Genomic DNA, 15,969 nt, shown 5'->3' on the forward strand with positions numbered 1-15,969 from the left:
GCGGCCTTTTGGCTGCGCAGGACGCTCGCTTACTTGGCTTGGTGGGCCAATACGTAATCGATAGCTTCCTGAACAGTGGTGATCTTCTCCGCGTCTTCGTCTGGAATTTCGGTTTCGAATTCTTCTTCCAGGGCCATCACCAGCTCAACGGTGTCAAGCGAGTCAGCGCCGAGGTCCTCGACAAAGGAAGCAGCGTTGGTAACTTCTTCCTCTTTAACGCCCAGTTGTTCAGCAACGATTTTCTTGACGCGTTCTTCGATGGTGCTCATAAGGTATTTCACTCCTAGGTACGGAATTCGTGCAGCAAGCTGCGAGTAAGTTTATAGAAACCAATTTCAGCTTTTCAAGCTGGCTGCAGAAAACAGGATAATGACACATTTGCAGAATATTTCTGCAATCATCCGGCAAATTCTGCAGCGATCCTAATGTGCCATTGTGACAACCCGCTGACAGGTTAAGTCACAATCAGCTCATATACATGCCGCCGTTAACGGGCACCGTAGCACCTGTCACATAAGCCGCGCCGTCAGAAGCCAAAAAAGCAACCACTTTGGCAATCTCTTGCGCATCGCCTAAACGTCCCAACGGAATCTGGCCAAGCATGGCCTCGCGCTGGGCATCTGACAATTCTTTCGTCATATCGGTATCAATAAAGCCGGGAGCCACCGCGTTGACGGTAATGGATCGCGAGCCCACTTCGCGCGCCAAGGCACGCGTAAAGCCCTCTAACCCTGCTTTAGCCGCTGCATAATTGCATTGACCGGCATTACCCATTGCCCCGACCACGGAACCGATGCTGATAATACGCCCCCAACGCGCCTTGGTCATGCCGCGCAGCATGGCTTTGCTCATACGGTAGAGGCTATTGAGGTTGGTATTAATGACGTCAAACCACTCATCATCCTTCATGCGCATCATCAGATTATCGCGAGTGATGCCAGCGTTATTGACCAAGATCAGCGGTTGACCCAAATGCTCTTGCACGTGCTTGATGGTTTGCGCCACCGACTCATCATCAGCCACGTTCAAGCACAGGCCTGCGCCTTCGATACCTGCCTCTTTCAGATAGGCAGCAATCTGCTCGGCGCCGTTATCGGTGGTTGCCGTACCAATAACCACAGCCCCCTGCGCACCCAGTTCCAACGCAATAGCGCGCCCAATGCCGCGACTAGCACCAGTAACCAGGGCAATTTTTCCTTGCAAGCTCATACAAAATTCCTCTTTTAAAGCGCAGCTAACGCTGCCAGCGTTGCCGCAAAGGCGTCCGGGGTATCAGTGTTATAGGTATTCAACCCTTTGACGCAGCGCTTATTTAAGCCACTCAACACCTTACCCGGGCCACACTCAACCACATGTTCCGCACCGCCAGCCGCCAATGCTTGCACGGACTCCACCCAGCGCACGGGGCTATAGAGCTGCGAAACCAGCGCCATACGCAACGCGGCAATATCACCCGCCACCGTGGCCGACACATTCTGCACTAACGGCATATTGGGCATGGCCCAACTCGCTGCGGCCAGGTCAGCGGCGAATTGCTCCGCAGCCGGCTGCATAAGCGCACAATGCGACGGCACGCTCACGGGGAGCGGCATTGCGCGCTTAGCCCCGCGCGCTTTACAGGCTTCAACCGCACGGGCGACCGCCTCGGCAGCACCGGCAATCACGACTTGCCCAGGGGCGTTAAAGTTAACCGGTGCAACCACGGCGCCCTGCGCCGCTTCAGCACAAGCCGCGCGCACATCGTCATCTTCTAAACCAAGAATCGCGGCCATGCCACCTTGCCCAGCGGGCACCGCTTGTTGCATTAACTGACCACGACGCTGCACCAAACGCACCGCTTCCGCAAACGGCAGAGCGCCGGCAGCCACTAAGGCGGAATACTCACCCAAACTGTGACCTGCCACTTGCGCAGGCTGAGCGCCCGACTGCGCCTGCCAGACACGCCACAATGCAATCGAGGCCGTCAAAATAGCTGGCTGAGTAGTATCGGTTTGATTGAGCTTGGCTTCATCGTTTTGGCTAACAGACCATAGATCAAAGCCAAGCACTTCAGAGGCTTCAGCGAAGGTTTGTTGGATCAGCGGGTTAGCCGCGGCATGTTCGGCCAACATTCCCAGCGCCTGTGAGCCTTGGCCGGGAAATACGAAAGCGATTGAGGTTGTCATGCTGCTTTCCATGTCGAGTGTGAACGATAGTCTGAAGCCAGCTTCAGACCTTGAAAACTGACTGTTGGATGAAGGCTATCCAAAGAGGGTCACATTAGTGACCTTACAACAGCATATCTTCCAAATGTCCATGTAACTTTTGTGGCAGATTTTCTTCTACCGCCATACGTGCACGGCGAATCGCACTTAAAAAGGCTGCCGTATCGGCACCACCGTGGCTCTTCACCACCACACCCTGCAGCCCAAGAAAGCTAGCGCCATTGTGCGCGGCAGGTGACAACTCTTGCTGTAAGCGCTTCAAGAACGGTAAGGCTAGCCACCCCACCAGTCGAGCAAACAGCGTTGAGGAAAAGGCATTACGGATGCGTTCAACAATAAAGCCAGCCAAACCTTCGCTTGATTTGAGTAGCACATTGCCGACAAAGCCATCGCAGACCACGACATCGGCTTCGCCTCGAAAAACGCCATCACCCTCAATAAAGCCGGTGTAATTCAGCTGCTCCGCTTGCTCTAACAAGCTCGCGGCAAACTTAACCTGCTGATTACCCTTGATCGCTTCACTGCCAATATTGAGCAAAGCCACACGTGGTCGCTCTACTCCTAAGCAGGCAGCCGCTAGCGACCCCATCACCGCAAATTGCAGTAAATGCTCGGCGCTGCAGTCTACGTTTGCGCCAAGGTCGAGCAACTGGCATTCACCACTCACCGTGGGAATGGCCGTCATCATCGCCGGCCGATCAATACCCGGCAGCGTCTTAAGAATAAAGCGCGCCAAGGCCATCAAAGCACCGGTGTTACCTGCACTGACACAGGCCTGCACCTCATGGTCGCGCAGCATTTGTAGCGCTACACGCATTGAGGAGTCAGGTTTACTGCGCAGTGCGGTGCTGGGCTTATCCGCCATCTCAATCACCTCTGACGCGTGCTTTATATGCAGGCGCGCACGATCCCAATCGTTGTGTTGAGACAACAATCGTGTCAGCTGGGTGGAATCACCCACGAGGGTCAGCGAGAGGTGCCTGTCTTCAGCCAGAGCAGCTAAACAAGCGGGAATAAGCAAGTGGGGACCGAAGTCCCCACTCATTGCATCAATAGCGATGTGCGCGCTCAAGGATTACTCTTCAGAGCCCTTGTCGATCACTTTGCGGCCACGATAGAAGCCGTCCGGGCTTACATTGTGACGCAGGTGTACTTCACCAGTGCTCTTTTCTACCGACAGAGCGCTGCTTTCGAGGGCGTCGTGCGAACGACGCATGTCACGTGCGGAACGAGACTTTTTGTTCTGTTGAACTGCCATGATTAAAAACTCCTAAGCGTTGGGGTCACGTTTCAACTGCGCCAGTACGTCGAACGGGTTGGACCGCTTAACCTCGTTCTCGCTCGGCTCGGGCGCGGCTGCAAAACCCGCCGGATGCTGGCAATTTTCGCTGTCGTGCATAGGCACAATGGGCAGTGCCAGAATCAACTCGTCTTCAACCAATTCGGCCAAGACTAGCGGTTCTTCACCCAGCTCCAGCGCATCATAATCTTTGGGCAGTGCTTTACCTTGTTCTTCCGACCACACTACGGCGTAGTGGCAATCAGCTTCTACAGGGAGCGTCACTGGCTCCAAACAACGTTGACAGTGCATTTTTGCCTGCACGGTGAAGTGGCCTTGCAGCACAATAAAGTTCTGCTCGTCCCGATCAAACACCAGACGCACCTGAACATCCCCTGCGCCATCAACCAGAGCACTGGTTAAACGGGACATGGGAGCCAATGGCAGACTGCCCTCGATCACTGCGCCACGATCGGCCAATTTACGAGGATCAACCTGAGAAGGAATAGGTGCGGTCAACATAAGCGCGCGATTCTAGGGAGGCACTGGCCGCGTGTCAAAGAAAATCCGCCGTGTTGTACTGATAAATCAGCCGCTTAGAATGTCGCATCGCCACAAATAAGGAATAACTCATGCTGCCGTTATTACTAGCGTCCTCCTCACCCTACCGTCGAGAACTGCTACAGCGCTTGCAAATACCTTTTACCTGGGCGGCACCCGAGATTGATGAAACAGCGCTTGCTGAAGAAGACCCGCATCGTCTGTGTGAACGGCTTGCGCATGCCAAGGCCAGTGCCTTGCTGAGCTCGCACCCGCAGCACTTGATCATTGGCTCTGATCAAGTCGCGGTATTGGGTAAGCGCATCTTAGGCAAGCCTCACACCCCAGAACGCGCCTGCCTGCAATTATCTGAGTGCAGCGGGCAACGGGTCGATTTCCTAACCAGCCTGTGCCTACTTGATAGCAGTGATGGCAGCCATCAACTCGCTGTGGTGCCTTTTAGCGTGCAGTTTCGCGCCTTAAAGACAGACGAAATTGAGCGCTACGTCGCCAAAGAGCAGCCCTTAGATTGTGCCGGCAGCTTTAAGGTAGAAGGCCTCGGCATCAGTTTGTTCGAGCACACTCAAGGCACCGACCAAAGCAGCCTGATTGGCCTGCCACTGATTAAGCTTTGCACAATGCTGCGCAACAAGGGCTGGCAGCTCCCGTGAATCGAGCGCTACCTATATATAGAAGCAAGGCGCCGATCGGCGCCTTGCTGTGGAGCAATGTTGAGAAATTGCCTTAAGCGATTTCGGCGTAGAGCAAGTCCAAACCATCCTCGATCACCACTTGCACGCTCTGCATCACCAAGCTCACGCGATCAAAAATGGCCTCGACGGCAATCTCTACCAACTCAACATCTAAAATTTCATGCTGCACCATGCGGCTCAAGTCGCCGATTTGACGGCGCACATCAAAGCTACTGGGCAAGTCTTTTAATTGAATTTGCGCAGGCCCCTGCACTTGCTCTAATAACTGCACCATGGCTGCGCGCACTTCATCGCGGCATTCACCGGTTTGTGCGCAAATCGCGCTGTAAGCGCGCAACTGACCGCAGTCTTCCACCAATTGCGGCAACGTTCGCAAGCAATACAGCGCCAAAGTGCGCTGAAAATGACTGCCCGCACTGGTCAACCCTGCGCTATCGGCGGTTTTCTCGACACAAGCAAACAGCTGCCCAATCAAGTCGGTATGCTGCTGCATGCTCAGTAATGCTTCTCGCTCTTCTCGTAAGGCCGCCAAGCCCTGCAGGCTAACAGCGGCCTCGCGCCACGCCCGCTTAACCTCATAAGCGGTGCCATCTTGCAACAAGCGACTAAGCATCTTGCTCTCATCATCCACTTGCTGTTCGACCGACTTAAGCTGCGGCTTGGCGTTATGCTTGCCATTTAAGTAGCCCATGCTCAAACCGCGATGCCGCTGCACCCAACTGATGATGCGCATCAAGCTTTGTAGCTGACGCAAACTCGCCTCACCTCGCCCGCCGCGCGCTATCCGTAACCACCAAGCCAACACCAAACCTGCTGTTAGCAACACCAACACTGCCCATACACCTTGTAGCATCGACCGCTCCTCGCGCGTTGACCATCAGCCCCCTCCGGCCTGGCCCAATAGCTATAGAGCAGACTTCATGCCAGCTGGCACAGCGCGCAAAACAGCGGTTTAGCCCACGTCCATGGCCTAACAACGCCCTAGCACAGTGCATAAAGACAAAGCCCCAAGCTTTACGCGTAAAAAAGGTGCAACTACCCTTAAGGAACCTAGGATCACAGCAGGAAAAGTCGGAGTGAAAGCCATCGCGGCACTCTTGTTGAGCGTTATGTGTGCGCAGTCCGCCTCAGCACTGACGCTTTGCATTGAAGATGCTGATTATTTGCCCTTCATATCACCGGCTGGCGCACCAGAAGAATCCGGCGTTCTAGTAGAAATGACCGCCAGGGCCACACGACAAGCCGGTCATAGCATTGATCTAGTGCGCCACCCCTGGAAGCGCTGCATCAGCATGTTAGAAAAAGGCCAAGTGGATATGATTTTGGCGGCCATTTGGCTGCCAGAGCGAGACACTTGGGGCGCTTTTCCAAAGCCGTCCGGCAAGCCGACAGCACCTGCAGATCAGCAATTTCGCCTTTGGACAGCTGAGTACCCTGTATTCACCTACAAGCGCAGCGCGTTGAGCTTTGATGGCCAGCGATTTGGACAAATCAAAACAGGACTAGGCGGCCCGCCAGGTTACGTGGTGACTAAACGCTTAGAAGAAATGCAGGTGCTCTATCCGCATACGCTGCTGCCGTTGGCTGGCTTACGCCTAGTAGCGATCGAACGCTTAGACGGCTACGTGGCTGAACGCAACATCGGCCTGCATCAAGTCTATCGCCAAGGTTTACAAGAACAGATCAAGACGCTTGAGCCGGTGTTTCAACGCGACCACTGGTACGTGGTGTTTTCACACGCCCTGTACAACAGCCAGCCCGAGATTCCTCAAAGCATTTGGCAAAACATTGCCACGATCCGCGCGCAAGACAGCGCCGAGCTTATGGACAAATACCAACAGCAAGCCAAGCGCTACCATCAACAACAAACCAAGGCTAAGTCTCAGTAGACCGGCAGTTCAGTGTTGGCAAACAGTTCATCCAGCTCGGCACGACTGTGGCAATGCACGGCGGCATCGACCTGTTCGCGCGTTAGGTGGGGTGCGAACAGGCGGATAAAGTCGTACATGTAACCGCGCAAGAAGGTGCCTTTGCGAAAGCCAATCTTGGTCACGCTGGACTCGAACAAGCCGCTGGCGTCCAGCACCACCAAATCTTTATCAATCTGCTCATCCACCGCCATACGCGCCACAATGCCGACCCCAAGCCCTAAGCGCACATACGTTTTGATCACATCGGCATCGGCTGCGGTAAACACCACTTTGGGCGAAAGGCCTTTTTGGGTGAACGCCTCGTCCAGCTTTGAGCGACCGGTGAAACCAAACACATAAGTCACCAAGGGATGCTCCGCCAAGGCCTCTAGGGAGAGTTTGGGCAAGCGCGCCAAGGGATGCCCCTGCGGCACAATCACGCAACGATTCCAGCGATAGCACGGCATCATGATCAAATCACTGAACAACTCCAGCGCCTCAGTCGCAATGGCAAAATCGACCGAGCCATCGGCCGCCATTTCAGAAATCTGCATCGGCGTGCCTTGATTCATCTGCAAGGCCACATCAGGGTATTGATCGATAAAACCACGAATCACCGGAGGCAAGGCATAACGCGCTTGGGTGTGGGTGGTGGCGATAGAAAGCGTGCCTTTTTTCTCATTACTGAACTCTTGCGCGATCTGCTTGATGCTTTCGACTTTGCGCAGAATCTCGCCGGCGGTCTGAATAATGCGCTCACCAGCCGGGGTAATGCGCGTCAAGTGTTTACCCGAGCGCGAGAACACTTCGACCCCTAGCTCGTCTTCAAGCAAGCGGATTTGCTTGCTGATACCCGGCTGCGAGGTGTACAGGCTCTGCGCCGTGGCAGAGACATTCAAATCATGATGCGCGACTTCCCAGATATAGCGCAGTTGCTGCAATTTCATTCCCTAGCCCTCACACCCCAGCCCGCTGTTTATGCCCACAGCGTTATAACCAAGGCTTTGTATATTCAGTAAAGCTAGACGAATTTTGGCAGCATGCACGACTTCACGCCAAGCGGTGTTGCAGCATCGGCACCAAATACACCGGCACCTGTGACAGCTGCAATAAACGCGCGGCGGTTCGGCCTAATGAGGAGTGCAGCGAGTGGCCGTGGCTATGGCTGCCGATGACCACAAGGTCAACGCCCAGCTGCTCGGCCTCGTCCAAAATCACTTGCGGCGGGTCGCCCTGCACCACACGCACGCCATGCAAAGGGCTTAAGTCTTCGATGCCTTCGGTGACATCCTCCCGAAAGGCTTCTAACACACGCTGCTCAATGCTGTTCATGACCACGCCAAGGCCGTTTTCACGCAGCTGTTCGAGCACACTGGCATCAACATAGGTTTGCAACACCGACTCAGCAAACAAGCCCATAGGCTCAACGGCGTGCACAACATGCAGCTTGGCATTGTGCGCCTGCGCCAGTTGCAACGCGTGCTGCAACACATACGGCGCATACAGACCTAAATCAGTGGCGTACAAGATCGAACGAATCATAGGGCCTCCTACGGCTGGAACCGCCCTATCATTCAGCGTAGCAGGCGCTCAGGCGCGACACTCAGTGAGTATTGCTGATGCCGTGCGGTACATGGCCGGTTGAAACCACACTACTGGCATCAGCGCAGTGCCCCTGCTGATCATCAAAAAACAAATCAGCCCCAAAGGCCTGCAGGAATTTGGTTTTACTAAGCCCCCCCAAAAACAACGACTCATCCAAGCGAATATCCCACTCGCGCAGGGTGCGAATAACACGTTCATGAGCAGGCGCGGATCGTGCGGTGACCAACGCGGTACGAATCGGACACTCCTGTGGTGAGAACTCTTGCTGCAGCCGGTTGAGCACCTTAAGAAACGGTTTAAACGGCCCGCCACCTAACGCCTGCCGAGCCGCTTGCTGCTCGCTGCTTTGGAAGGCCGCTAAGCCTTCACGCTGAAACACCTGCTCAGACTCATCTGAAAACAGCACCGCATCACCATCAAAGGCTAACAGCAGCGGGCCATCGGCGCGCTGCTTAGGGCCACCTGGCAAGACTGTGGCGGCGGCAAAGCCGGCCGCCAAGGCTTGCTGCACATCTTCAGCATGGGTGGATAAAAACAGGTGGCAGTTAAACGCATCCAAATAGCTGTGAGGGGTGCGACCACCGGAAAACGCCGCACGGGTAATGTTCAACCCGTAGTGCTGAATCGAGTTAAACGCGCGCAGACCCGTGTCGGCGCTATTGCGGGACACCAGCACCACTTCGACCTTGTCATCGGCTAACTGCTGATTGATACGCAGCAGTTTTTCCACCATGGCGTAGGCTTCGCCTTTTTCTAGCACTTCGTCTTCATGGGCGATTTGGAAGTGCCGGTAAGCCTCAATGCCCTGCTGCTCGAACACGGCATGGCTTTCGTCCAAATTAAACAAGGCGCGTGAGGAGATCGCCACCACCAACTTATCGTCAAGGCTAACCGGCATGCTTAAGCTTCCGTCGTGGTTTTAAAGCGCAAACAATCCAACAGCATGGCCACCGCAGGCATGCTCACCCCGCTGGCTTGTGCCGCTGCCAAGGGTGCCGCGTAAATCGCTTCAAGCTCTAGGACGCGCTGCTGGGCGTAATCGTGGTACATGCTGGGATAGTAATCGGGCATACGGTCCGTCGCGGCCAGCATTTTCTCCACCAAGGCGACAGGCAAGTCACAGCCACAGGCGTTGGCGGCTTGCACCACTTCGTGCATCAGGCGTGCTATCAGGCTACGACTGGCAGCGTTTTTCATCAGCTCACCGGTGCTGGCATCCAACAACACTGACAGGCCGTTGTAGGGGATATTCCACACCAATTTTTGCCAACGCGCCGTGGCGACATCGGGCAACACGTGCGAGTCGATACCCGCCGCAACAAAGCGCGCAGACAGCGCCTGCGCTAAGCCTTGCCCCGCCGCTGCGTTTGCGCCAGCAGGCCCTGAGTGATACGCCAGATTCACCCCGCCATAGGCTTGATGGCAAATCACGGCCGCCGCTTTGCGGTGCACACAGATAAAGCACAGCCCTGCCAGCAGATGCAGATCCGCCGAAAGACCTGCACGCAACTGATCTTCCACCGCATAGCCGTTTTGCATCAGCACAACCGCTGCGCCCGGGGCTGCCACTTGTTCAATCAGTGGCAACATCTGTTGATTGGCGGTGGTCTTACAGCACACCAGCAATACATCACAGCGCGGCATATCGCTGGCGCGCTGATACACCTGCGCCGGCTGTAAGTGCAGCTCACCTTGCTGAGCGTGCTCAATCAACAAACCTTGACGCTGCGCGGCAGCAAAATCACTGCGCAACAGAAAGTGCACATCCGCGCCAGCGCGCGCCAGCAATACGCCGTAATAGGCGCCAATCGCGCCAGTGCCAATCACGCCGATGCGCGCATTTGCCCAATCCATTCGTCACTCCTGTGTCTAATACGGGTTAAGAAGTCCGCGCTGCTGCCGTTGACTACACTAAGCATTAGCTGTTTTACGCTGCGTCATACGGACCTGCCGCGTTGTTTTATCAGCCTTGGGCAACATGCGTTGCCGAGGCTGCTTGATCGAGAGCGGATCATGCGCCAGTACATTCGTCACCCCAGCTGCATGCCTGTTGAGCTGCATATTGCCCAGCAGCCGAGCCAGCAACAACCCTTACACGACATCAGCCTTGGCGGCGTGGCCTGCCATTGTGAGCAGCCAGCCCCGGTGGGCAGCACCATTGATATGCACATTCCCCTGCCGCAAGGCGATACCTTGCACCACGGCGTAGTGGCTTGGTGCAAAGCGGACGCCGACGGCTACTTAATCGGCATCAGCTTTAAAGATCAGGACAGTTTTTTCCATATCCGCATGATCGAACAAGTATGCGCCATCGAAGCCTACCGCCGGACGCTCGAGAAAGTACTGGGGCGGCGCATCAGCGGTGAAGAAGCCGCACAGCGCTGGATTCAGGAAAACGCCGCCGATTTCCCGCAAATGAGCGCGCAAACCATGCATTGACTGGCCGCAGCCATTGTCGCCGCAGGTAGGTTCGGGGTAAGGTTCTTGCTCCCCAGACACCAGACCACAGCGCGATTGAGTCAGGCTCAGACGCCCACAGATGGTCGACCTGATGAGTTGCATGATGGCTGAATTACTGCTCGACGATTTAAACGTATCCTCCAACGAAGCCCTAATCACCCCAGACCAGCTCAAGCACGAGCTGCCTTTGTCTGAGAGCGCGCGCAAAACCATCGGCGAAGGCCGCCAAGTCGTGCGCGACATTCTCGATGGCAAAGATCACCGTCTGTTTGTGGTGGTCGGTCCGTGCTCAATTCACGACGTCAAAGCTGCCAAAGAATACGCCAGCCGCCTGCAAGCACTGGCTGCCGAGCTAAAAGACACCTTGTACTTGGTCATGCGCGTGTACTTTGAAAAGCCGCGCACCACCGTCGGCTGGAAAGGCCTGATCAACGACCCGTACATGGATGACTCGTTCAAAATCCAAGACGGTTTGCACATCGGTCGCCAATTGCTGCTAGAGCTGGCAGAGATGGGCCTGCCCACCGCGACCGAAGCGTTGGACCCGATTTCCCCGCAGTACCTGCAAGACTTGATCAGCTGGTCGGCCATTGGTGCACGCACCACCGAGTCGCAAACTCACCGCGAAATGGCTTCTGGTCTGTCTTCAGCGGTTGGCTTTAAAAACGGCACCGACGGCAGCCTGACCGTAGCGATCAATGCGCTGCAATCCACCTTAAGCCCTCACCGCTTCTTGGGGATCAACCAAGAAGGTCAGGTATCGATCGTCACCACCAAAGGCAATCGCTACGGCCACGTGGTACTGCGCGGCGGTAACGGCAAGCCGAACTATGACTCGGTTAGCGTGGCGTTGTGCGAGCAAGAGCTGAACAAGGCCAAGATCATGCCCAACATCATGATCGACTGCAGCCACGCCAACTCCAACAAAGACCCATCCCTGCAGCCGCTGGTAATGGAAAACGTGGCCAACCAAATTTTGGAAGGCAACCAGTCCATCGTCGGCCTGATGGTGGAAAGCCACTTGAACTGGGGCAATCAGTCGATCCCCAAAGATCACAGCCAACTGCAATACGGCGTATCGGTGACGGACGCCTGTATCGACTGGGCCACCACCGAGAAAACCCTGCGCGGCATGGCGGCCAAGCTCAAAGACGTGCTACCCAAGCGCCAGCGCGGCGAGTAAGCACTCTTGCGACATTAAAAAACCGGGCGGCGCCCGGTTTTTTAATGTCGGCTAAAACATCACTTCTGTTCAGCTAACTTTTTCAGCTCAAGCAAGGTATTGAACGGCGCATCCAACACAAAGCTGTTGGCCAACCACGACGGCACACTGCCACCTGGCTCGGTGTGTACCTGATAAACCACCTCAACTTGGCCGTTACCTTTGGGGGTGAACTGCCAAAAACCTTCCAGCTTACTCACTCTGACAAAGCCAGATTCAGCAGGCTTGAAGTCAGGCTTACCGGTCAAACGCCGTAACAAGCTGCCATCAGCGCCTTGCTCAGTCACAATTTGGGTGTAGGTATCACGCGGGGTCACAGGCCACGGCGTGTTAAAGCGCGAATACACCACGCCGCTCTCACCGTTTTGCTCAACCCGCTTTTGCTCACGGCATTCGTGCATCCACGCGCACGAGCCCGTGACGTCCTCTTGCAGGGCACGCAGACGCGCAAGGTCGGTATTCATCAGCGCCACGCCCTTGTAGGCCTTGTACTTGGAGCCTTCTACCTTGGCCAAGTACACCTTAACGCCCGACTCATCTTTCGCCAGCTGCCAATTAAGCTCCGCAGCCTGCGCGCTTACTGTGATGCAACCAGCCAGCAAGACTGCTATTGCCTGCCGAGTAACCTTTGCCATGTTCCCATTCCTTATTGTTTTCTTTGATCTTAGCCGGCCTCAGTGCAACGGCCAGCGCAAGAGTAACCGCAGCCCCAGCAATAGGATGCCTGCCTCGAGTATGGTTAAGCCGGCGCCCCAAGCACTGGGCCAGCCATCGAGCAATAAACTCAGCAACCGTGCGCACAGGAGGCCCCCACTAACCAACACCAACATCAGCACGGCACTCACCTGTCCGCGCGCGGTTAACGCGGCATAACAACAAAAACAAGCCGGCACCAACAGCACACCACCGCTGCGGGCACGCCACTCGCCTAGCGCCGTATCCGGCAGAGTGACGTGTAACAAGAGTTGCGCGTTAGCCTGTGGAAACAGCAACCCCATAATGGCCAAGCCCAGACACACCGCCGAGGCGAGCAATAAATAAACTTGCACTACGCGCACGTAGCGCCCTCAAGCAAGGTCAACGTCGCCAGGGCTTGCGCATTGCTATCGCCACAGACCCAGTGCTCGGCGGTAAAACCCGCGCACACGGCTGGGCGCTCTGGCGAACCAAACAAGCGACACAGATTGCGCTCATCCAACTGCACGCAGCGCACACCCGCCGGCTTGCCCTCAGGCATACCGGGAATCGGCGATGTGATTGACGGTGCGATACAACACGCACCGCACCCTAGACGGCACTGCATGGCAAAACCCTACACCTCATTTTTGACTGATCAAGCCTTGGGCAATCAGCTGCTCACGCAGGGCACGACCTGCTTCCGAGTCGGCGCGGTAGAACACCGCAGGCTCACCCATCGGTACCGCGGTGCGCACTTTATCACCGGCATTCACCTGATGACGTTCACCCGACCAGAGGTGTACCCACTGCCCAGCCGGCAAAGCCACATCAAGCCCTTCGACACTGGGCGCCAATACCGGTGCAATCAACAGATCACTACCGAGCATGAAGCTTTCTGGCACGGGCACATGACTGGCAGGGTCGCTGGGGTAATGCAGCCACAACGGACGCACCAGCGGCAGGCCACGGCGCGCCGCCTCGGCCATTAAGGTGCGCCGATAATCGGCCAGTGCGGCGTACACCTGCGCCATGCGGGCAAACTGTTGTTGACTCTCCGGCGTGCCCCAAGGCTGGGCATTGTCATCCGGGCGATTGCCCTCGTGAGTGCGAAACAAGGCGGTGAAGGCAGAAAACTCCATCCAGCGCAGCAGCAGTTCTTCGTCGCGGTGATAGTCACTGATCGGATGACTGATGGTGGTGTAGCCGCCGATATCGCTGTGATTGAGACTGAAACCGGATAAACCGCCCGACAATAAGCCCAGCAACGCACTGTGCAGACCGTCGTGGCGGTCCCACGTCACCAACTGATCGCCCAGCCACATGGCGGTGGTCAGACCCGGGCTGCGGCTATAGGCGGCTCGGGTATAGAAAAACAGCTCGTCACGGCGCGGATGCTCTTCGACTACCTCGCGGTTTAACTCGGCCCACAGCTCAGGGAAGCGGTTATGCACCAACTCTGCCGACTCGCCGGAGTGCAATACCGACTCAAACGGCAATGCCTCACCAAAGTCGGCCATCCAGCCAGAAAAGCCCTGCGCCAGCATTTCATCTTGCAGCACCGCCTTAAGCCAAGTGCGCGCTGCCGGGTTGGTTAAGTCCACCAGGCCGGCTGAGAAGCTGGTGTTGAGCAACGCCAACGGCTGGCCGCTGTGATCTTTCACCAAGTAATCGGCTTTCAACGCTTCTTGATACAGATTGCGGCCATCGGCGCCCTTCTCGCTGACATCCACCAAGAACGGGTTAACGTAAGCCAGTGTGCGGATATTGTCCGCTGCCAACTCAGCTTGCAGGGTTGGCCAATCGTTGTAGTGCTGCTGATCAAGCGTCCAGCTCCACCACAGTTGCTTGCCAAAGGTGGTCGTGCGCTGCCCCACCCAGTCTTGCACCCAAAGCCCAGCCAACGGCACGTCGACCTGTTTTAACTCGGCCAGCACTTTGCGAACTTGGGCTGTGCCGCCTTGCATACCCAAAATAGCCCCGCGCTGGGTCCAGTCGGGCAGTGGCGGCATACGCCCCACCACGGAGGTGTGCGCTTCGATTAACGCCGCCGGATCAGCCCCTTGATAGATACGCGCCGCCAACGTGCTGGCGTGCACCTCTAACTGCACCTTGTCATCGGCGCGCAAATCAAACACTTGGTACGCCGATGATTCGCTAAAAAAGCTGCGCATGTAGCTGGATAAGTAATGCGGCACCGGCGCGTAACTGGTCCACCAGTCACCGCCGGCACGGGCATTGAGGTTGGCCCCAGTCGTGATCGGCTCTAGACCGCGGCCAATGCCTTGCTCTTGCACCAGAATCGGCAAGCGCCAGCGCTTGAGATTGAACTCGGTAAACTGTTCACCAAAACCATAGAAGGCTTCATCGGGCTCACTTTGCCAGCTGAGGTAGAGGCGATTGAGGCGCTCATCATCCACCGCCACAGCAAGGCGCAAACCGCGCTGACCATCGGCCTGCACAATCAGCGCGTAGCCGCTAACGCTGCCATCATCACACTCCAAATGCCCGCGCAGGGTGAGTCGCTCACCTTGCTGGGTAAACGACTCCAACGATTGCTTTTGGCATAGCACTTGGCGGCGCTCATCGACAAACAGCGCACCGCGATGTTCCTCCACCTGCGCATGCCCCTTGCCGGCGGCTAAAAAACCGCCCTGCACCGCCCACAAAGCTTTTTTGGGATCAGCTTGACTGGTCACCACAAAACCCGCGCCGCGCCAATCCAGACGATAATCACCCAGGGTAAATTCGCGCGCCGAGGCCAGCGCGGGGGGCACGACCAACTCACTCCATACCGGCCGTTTTAGCCAAGACTGCCAGCTGTCGTGTCCAACCCATGCCGCCGCTGCTACTGCAGTGACAGCAACTACCGCCTTCATCACGCGTCCCATGTCATTCTCTTCTGTCGATCGTTATTGTTTTATCGCTGGCCAACAGCAGCGCTTGGCCAAGCCTTGGCTTAGAATGCGGCCGTTCATTGTGGAGCGCCGTCTATGCCTGTCTGGTTACAAACCGCCCTGCTGCTCACCCTGTCTAACGTATTCATGACCTTTGCTTGGTACGGCCACCTGCGCTTTCACAGCAAACCACTATGGATCGCCATTATCGTCAGCTGGAGTATCGCGTTTTTTGAATACCTGATCATGGTACCCGCCAACCGCATTGGCTTTAGCGAGCTCAATGTCAGTCAGCTGAAAATTATGCAGGAAGTGATCACATTGGCAGTATTTGTGCCTTTCAGCGTGTGGTTTTTACAACAACCGCTAAAACTGGACTACCTTTGGGCCGGCCTGTGTTTAGTGGCAGCGGTGTATTTTATTTTTCGCAGCTAAGTTTGTTTAGGATTTGCTCAACAAGTGAC

20 protein-coding genes are annotated in these 15,969 nt (G+C 56.0%); 5 read left to right on the top strand and 15 right to left on the bottom strand.

Features of this window, described 5'->3' with window-relative positions:
* Positions 1-29 precede the first annotated feature (29 nt).
* From acpP to MKI83_RS00685, 6 genes are all read right to left on the bottom strand, one after another.
* Entirely contained in the window at positions 30-269 is a 240-nt protein-coding gene (acpP, locus tag MKI83_RS00660) for an acyl carrier protein (RefSeq protein ID WP_071871718.1), read from the bottom strand.
* A gap of 196 nt (positions 270-465) precedes the next feature.
* Positions 466-1,209 (bottom strand): 3-oxoacyl-ACP reductase FabG, encoded by a 744-nt coding sequence (gene fabG, locus MKI83_RS00665; RefSeq protein ID WP_241582723.1) that lies wholly within the window; start codon positions 1,207-1,209, stop codon positions 466-468.
* Between the two features lie 14 nt (positions 1,210-1,223).
* A complete protein-coding gene (gene fabD / locus MKI83_RS00670; protein WP_241582724.1) occupies positions 1,224-2,165 on the bottom strand; it encodes an ACP S-malonyltransferase in 942 nt (313 codons plus the stop codon).
* A 103-nt stretch (positions 2,166-2,268) separates the two neighbouring features.
* Positions 2,269-3,276: a phosphate acyltransferase PlsX gene (gene plsX, locus MKI83_RS00675; RefSeq protein ID WP_241582725.1), complete on the bottom strand. Its 1,008-nt coding sequence runs from the start codon at positions 3,274-3,276 to the stop codon at positions 2,269-2,271.
* Between the two features lie 3 nt (positions 3,277-3,279).
* Positions 3,280-3,462, bottom strand: a complete 183-nt coding sequence (rpmF, locus tag MKI83_RS00680) for a 50S ribosomal protein L32 (RefSeq protein WP_241582726.1) — start codon at positions 3,460-3,462, stop codon at positions 3,280-3,282.
* A gap of 12 nt (positions 3,463-3,474) precedes the next feature.
* A complete protein-coding gene (locus tag MKI83_RS00685; RefSeq protein ID WP_241582727.1) occupies positions 3,475-4,005 on the bottom strand; it encodes a YceD family protein in 531 nt (176 codons plus the stop codon).
* A 110-nt stretch (positions 4,006-4,115) separates the two neighbouring features.
* Here MKI83_RS00685 and MKI83_RS00690 point away from each other — a divergent pair, with 110 nt between their 5' ends.
* Positions 4,116-4,694 (top strand): Maf family protein, encoded by a 579-nt coding sequence (locus MKI83_RS00690; protein ID WP_241582728.1) that lies wholly within the window; start codon positions 4,116-4,118, stop codon positions 4,692-4,694.
* Positions 4,695-4,767: 73 nt separating this feature from the next.
* On the opposite strand, the gene MKI83_RS00695 is transcribed toward MKI83_RS00690, so the two are convergent.
* Complete coding sequence (locus tag MKI83_RS00695) at positions 4,768-5,589, bottom strand: nitrate- and nitrite sensing domain-containing protein (protein ID WP_241582729.1); 822 nt, start codon at positions 5,587-5,589, stop codon at positions 4,768-4,770.
* A gap of 256 nt (positions 5,590-5,845) precedes the next feature.
* On the opposite strand from MKI83_RS00695, the gene MKI83_RS00700 reads away from it, so the two are divergent.
* On the top strand, positions 5,846-6,625 hold the full coding sequence (locus MKI83_RS00700) for a substrate-binding periplasmic protein (protein WP_370867329.1): 780 nt from the start codon (positions 5,846-5,848) through the stop codon (positions 6,623-6,625).
* Here the strand turns inward: MKI83_RS00700 and cysB are convergent.
* The 4 genes from cysB to MKI83_RS00720 form a co-directional block, all read right to left on the bottom strand.
* Positions 6,619-7,593 (bottom strand): HTH-type transcriptional regulator CysB, encoded by a 975-nt coding sequence (cysB, locus tag MKI83_RS00705; RefSeq protein ID WP_241582731.1) that lies wholly within the window; start codon positions 7,591-7,593, stop codon positions 6,619-6,621. The two genes, MKI83_RS00700 and cysB, sit on opposite strands and share 7 nt — an antisense overlap.
* Before the next feature lie 103 nt (positions 7,594-7,696).
* Positions 7,697-8,188 carry a universal stress protein gene (locus tag MKI83_RS00710; protein ID WP_241582732.1) on the bottom strand — a complete coding sequence of 164 codons (492 nt, stop codon included), beginning with the start codon at positions 8,186-8,188 and terminating at the stop codon, positions 7,697-7,699.
* Between the two features lie 61 nt (positions 8,189-8,249).
* Positions 8,250-9,149 (bottom strand): 5'-nucleotidase, encoded by a 900-nt coding sequence (locus MKI83_RS00715; protein ID WP_241582733.1) that lies wholly within the window; start codon positions 9,147-9,149, stop codon positions 8,250-8,252.
* Between the two features lie 2 nt (positions 9,150-9,151).
* On the bottom strand, positions 9,152-10,105 hold the full coding sequence (locus tag MKI83_RS00720) for a putative 2-dehydropantoate 2-reductase (RefSeq protein ID WP_241582734.1): 954 nt from the start codon (positions 10,103-10,105) through the stop codon (positions 9,152-9,154).
* A 159-nt stretch (positions 10,106-10,264) separates the two neighbouring features.
* On the opposite strand from MKI83_RS00720, the gene MKI83_RS00725 reads away from it, so the two are divergent.
* Positions 10,265-10,690 (top strand): PilZ domain-containing protein, encoded by a 426-nt coding sequence (locus tag MKI83_RS00725; protein ID WP_241582735.1) that lies wholly within the window; start codon positions 10,265-10,267, stop codon positions 10,688-10,690.
* Between the two features lie 124 nt (positions 10,691-10,814).
* A complete protein-coding gene (locus MKI83_RS00730; RefSeq protein ID WP_241582736.1) occupies positions 10,815-11,894 on the top strand; it encodes a 3-deoxy-7-phosphoheptulonate synthase in 1,080 nt (359 codons plus the stop codon).
* A 59-nt stretch (positions 11,895-11,953) separates the two neighbouring features.
* Here the strand turns inward: MKI83_RS00730 and MKI83_RS00735 are convergent, their stop codons facing one another.
* Genes MKI83_RS00735 through MKI83_RS00750 form a run of 4 tightly spaced genes read right to left on the bottom strand, consistent with a single transcriptional unit; the run spans position 11,954 to position 15,499 of the window.
* Positions 11,954-12,568 (bottom strand): START domain-containing protein, encoded by a 615-nt coding sequence (locus tag MKI83_RS00735; protein ID WP_241582737.1) that lies wholly within the window; start codon positions 12,566-12,568, stop codon positions 11,954-11,956.
* A gap of 39 nt (positions 12,569-12,607) precedes the next feature.
* Positions 12,608-12,982, bottom strand: a complete 375-nt coding sequence (locus MKI83_RS00740) for a DUF4345 family protein (RefSeq protein ID WP_241582738.1) — start codon at positions 12,980-12,982, stop codon at positions 12,608-12,610.
* Positions 12,982-13,236: a YkgJ family cysteine cluster protein gene (locus MKI83_RS00745; RefSeq protein WP_241582739.1), complete on the bottom strand. Its 255-nt coding sequence runs from the start codon at positions 13,234-13,236 to the stop codon at positions 12,982-12,984. Before MKI83_RS00745 ends, MKI83_RS00740 begins: the two co-directional genes overlap by 1 nt.
* Before the next feature lie 16 nt (positions 13,237-13,252).
* Positions 13,253-15,499: an alpha-glucosidase gene (locus tag MKI83_RS00750; protein ID WP_241582740.1), complete on the bottom strand. Its 2,247-nt coding sequence runs from the start codon at positions 15,497-15,499 to the stop codon at positions 13,253-13,255.
* 102 nt (positions 15,500-15,601) lie between these two features.
* Between MKI83_RS00750 and MKI83_RS00755 the strand changes: the two genes are divergently transcribed.
* Positions 15,602-15,940, top strand: coding sequence for a DMT family protein (locus MKI83_RS00755; RefSeq protein WP_241582742.1), 339 nt, complete (start codon positions 15,602-15,604; stop codon positions 15,938-15,940).
* The last annotated feature ends 29 nt before the right edge of the window (positions 15,941-15,969 follow it).

The organism is Atopomonas sediminilitoris (genome assembly GCF_022601735.1).
GTDB lineage: Bacteria > Pseudomonadota > Gammaproteobacteria > Pseudomonadales > Pseudomonadaceae > Atopomonas > Atopomonas sediminilitoris.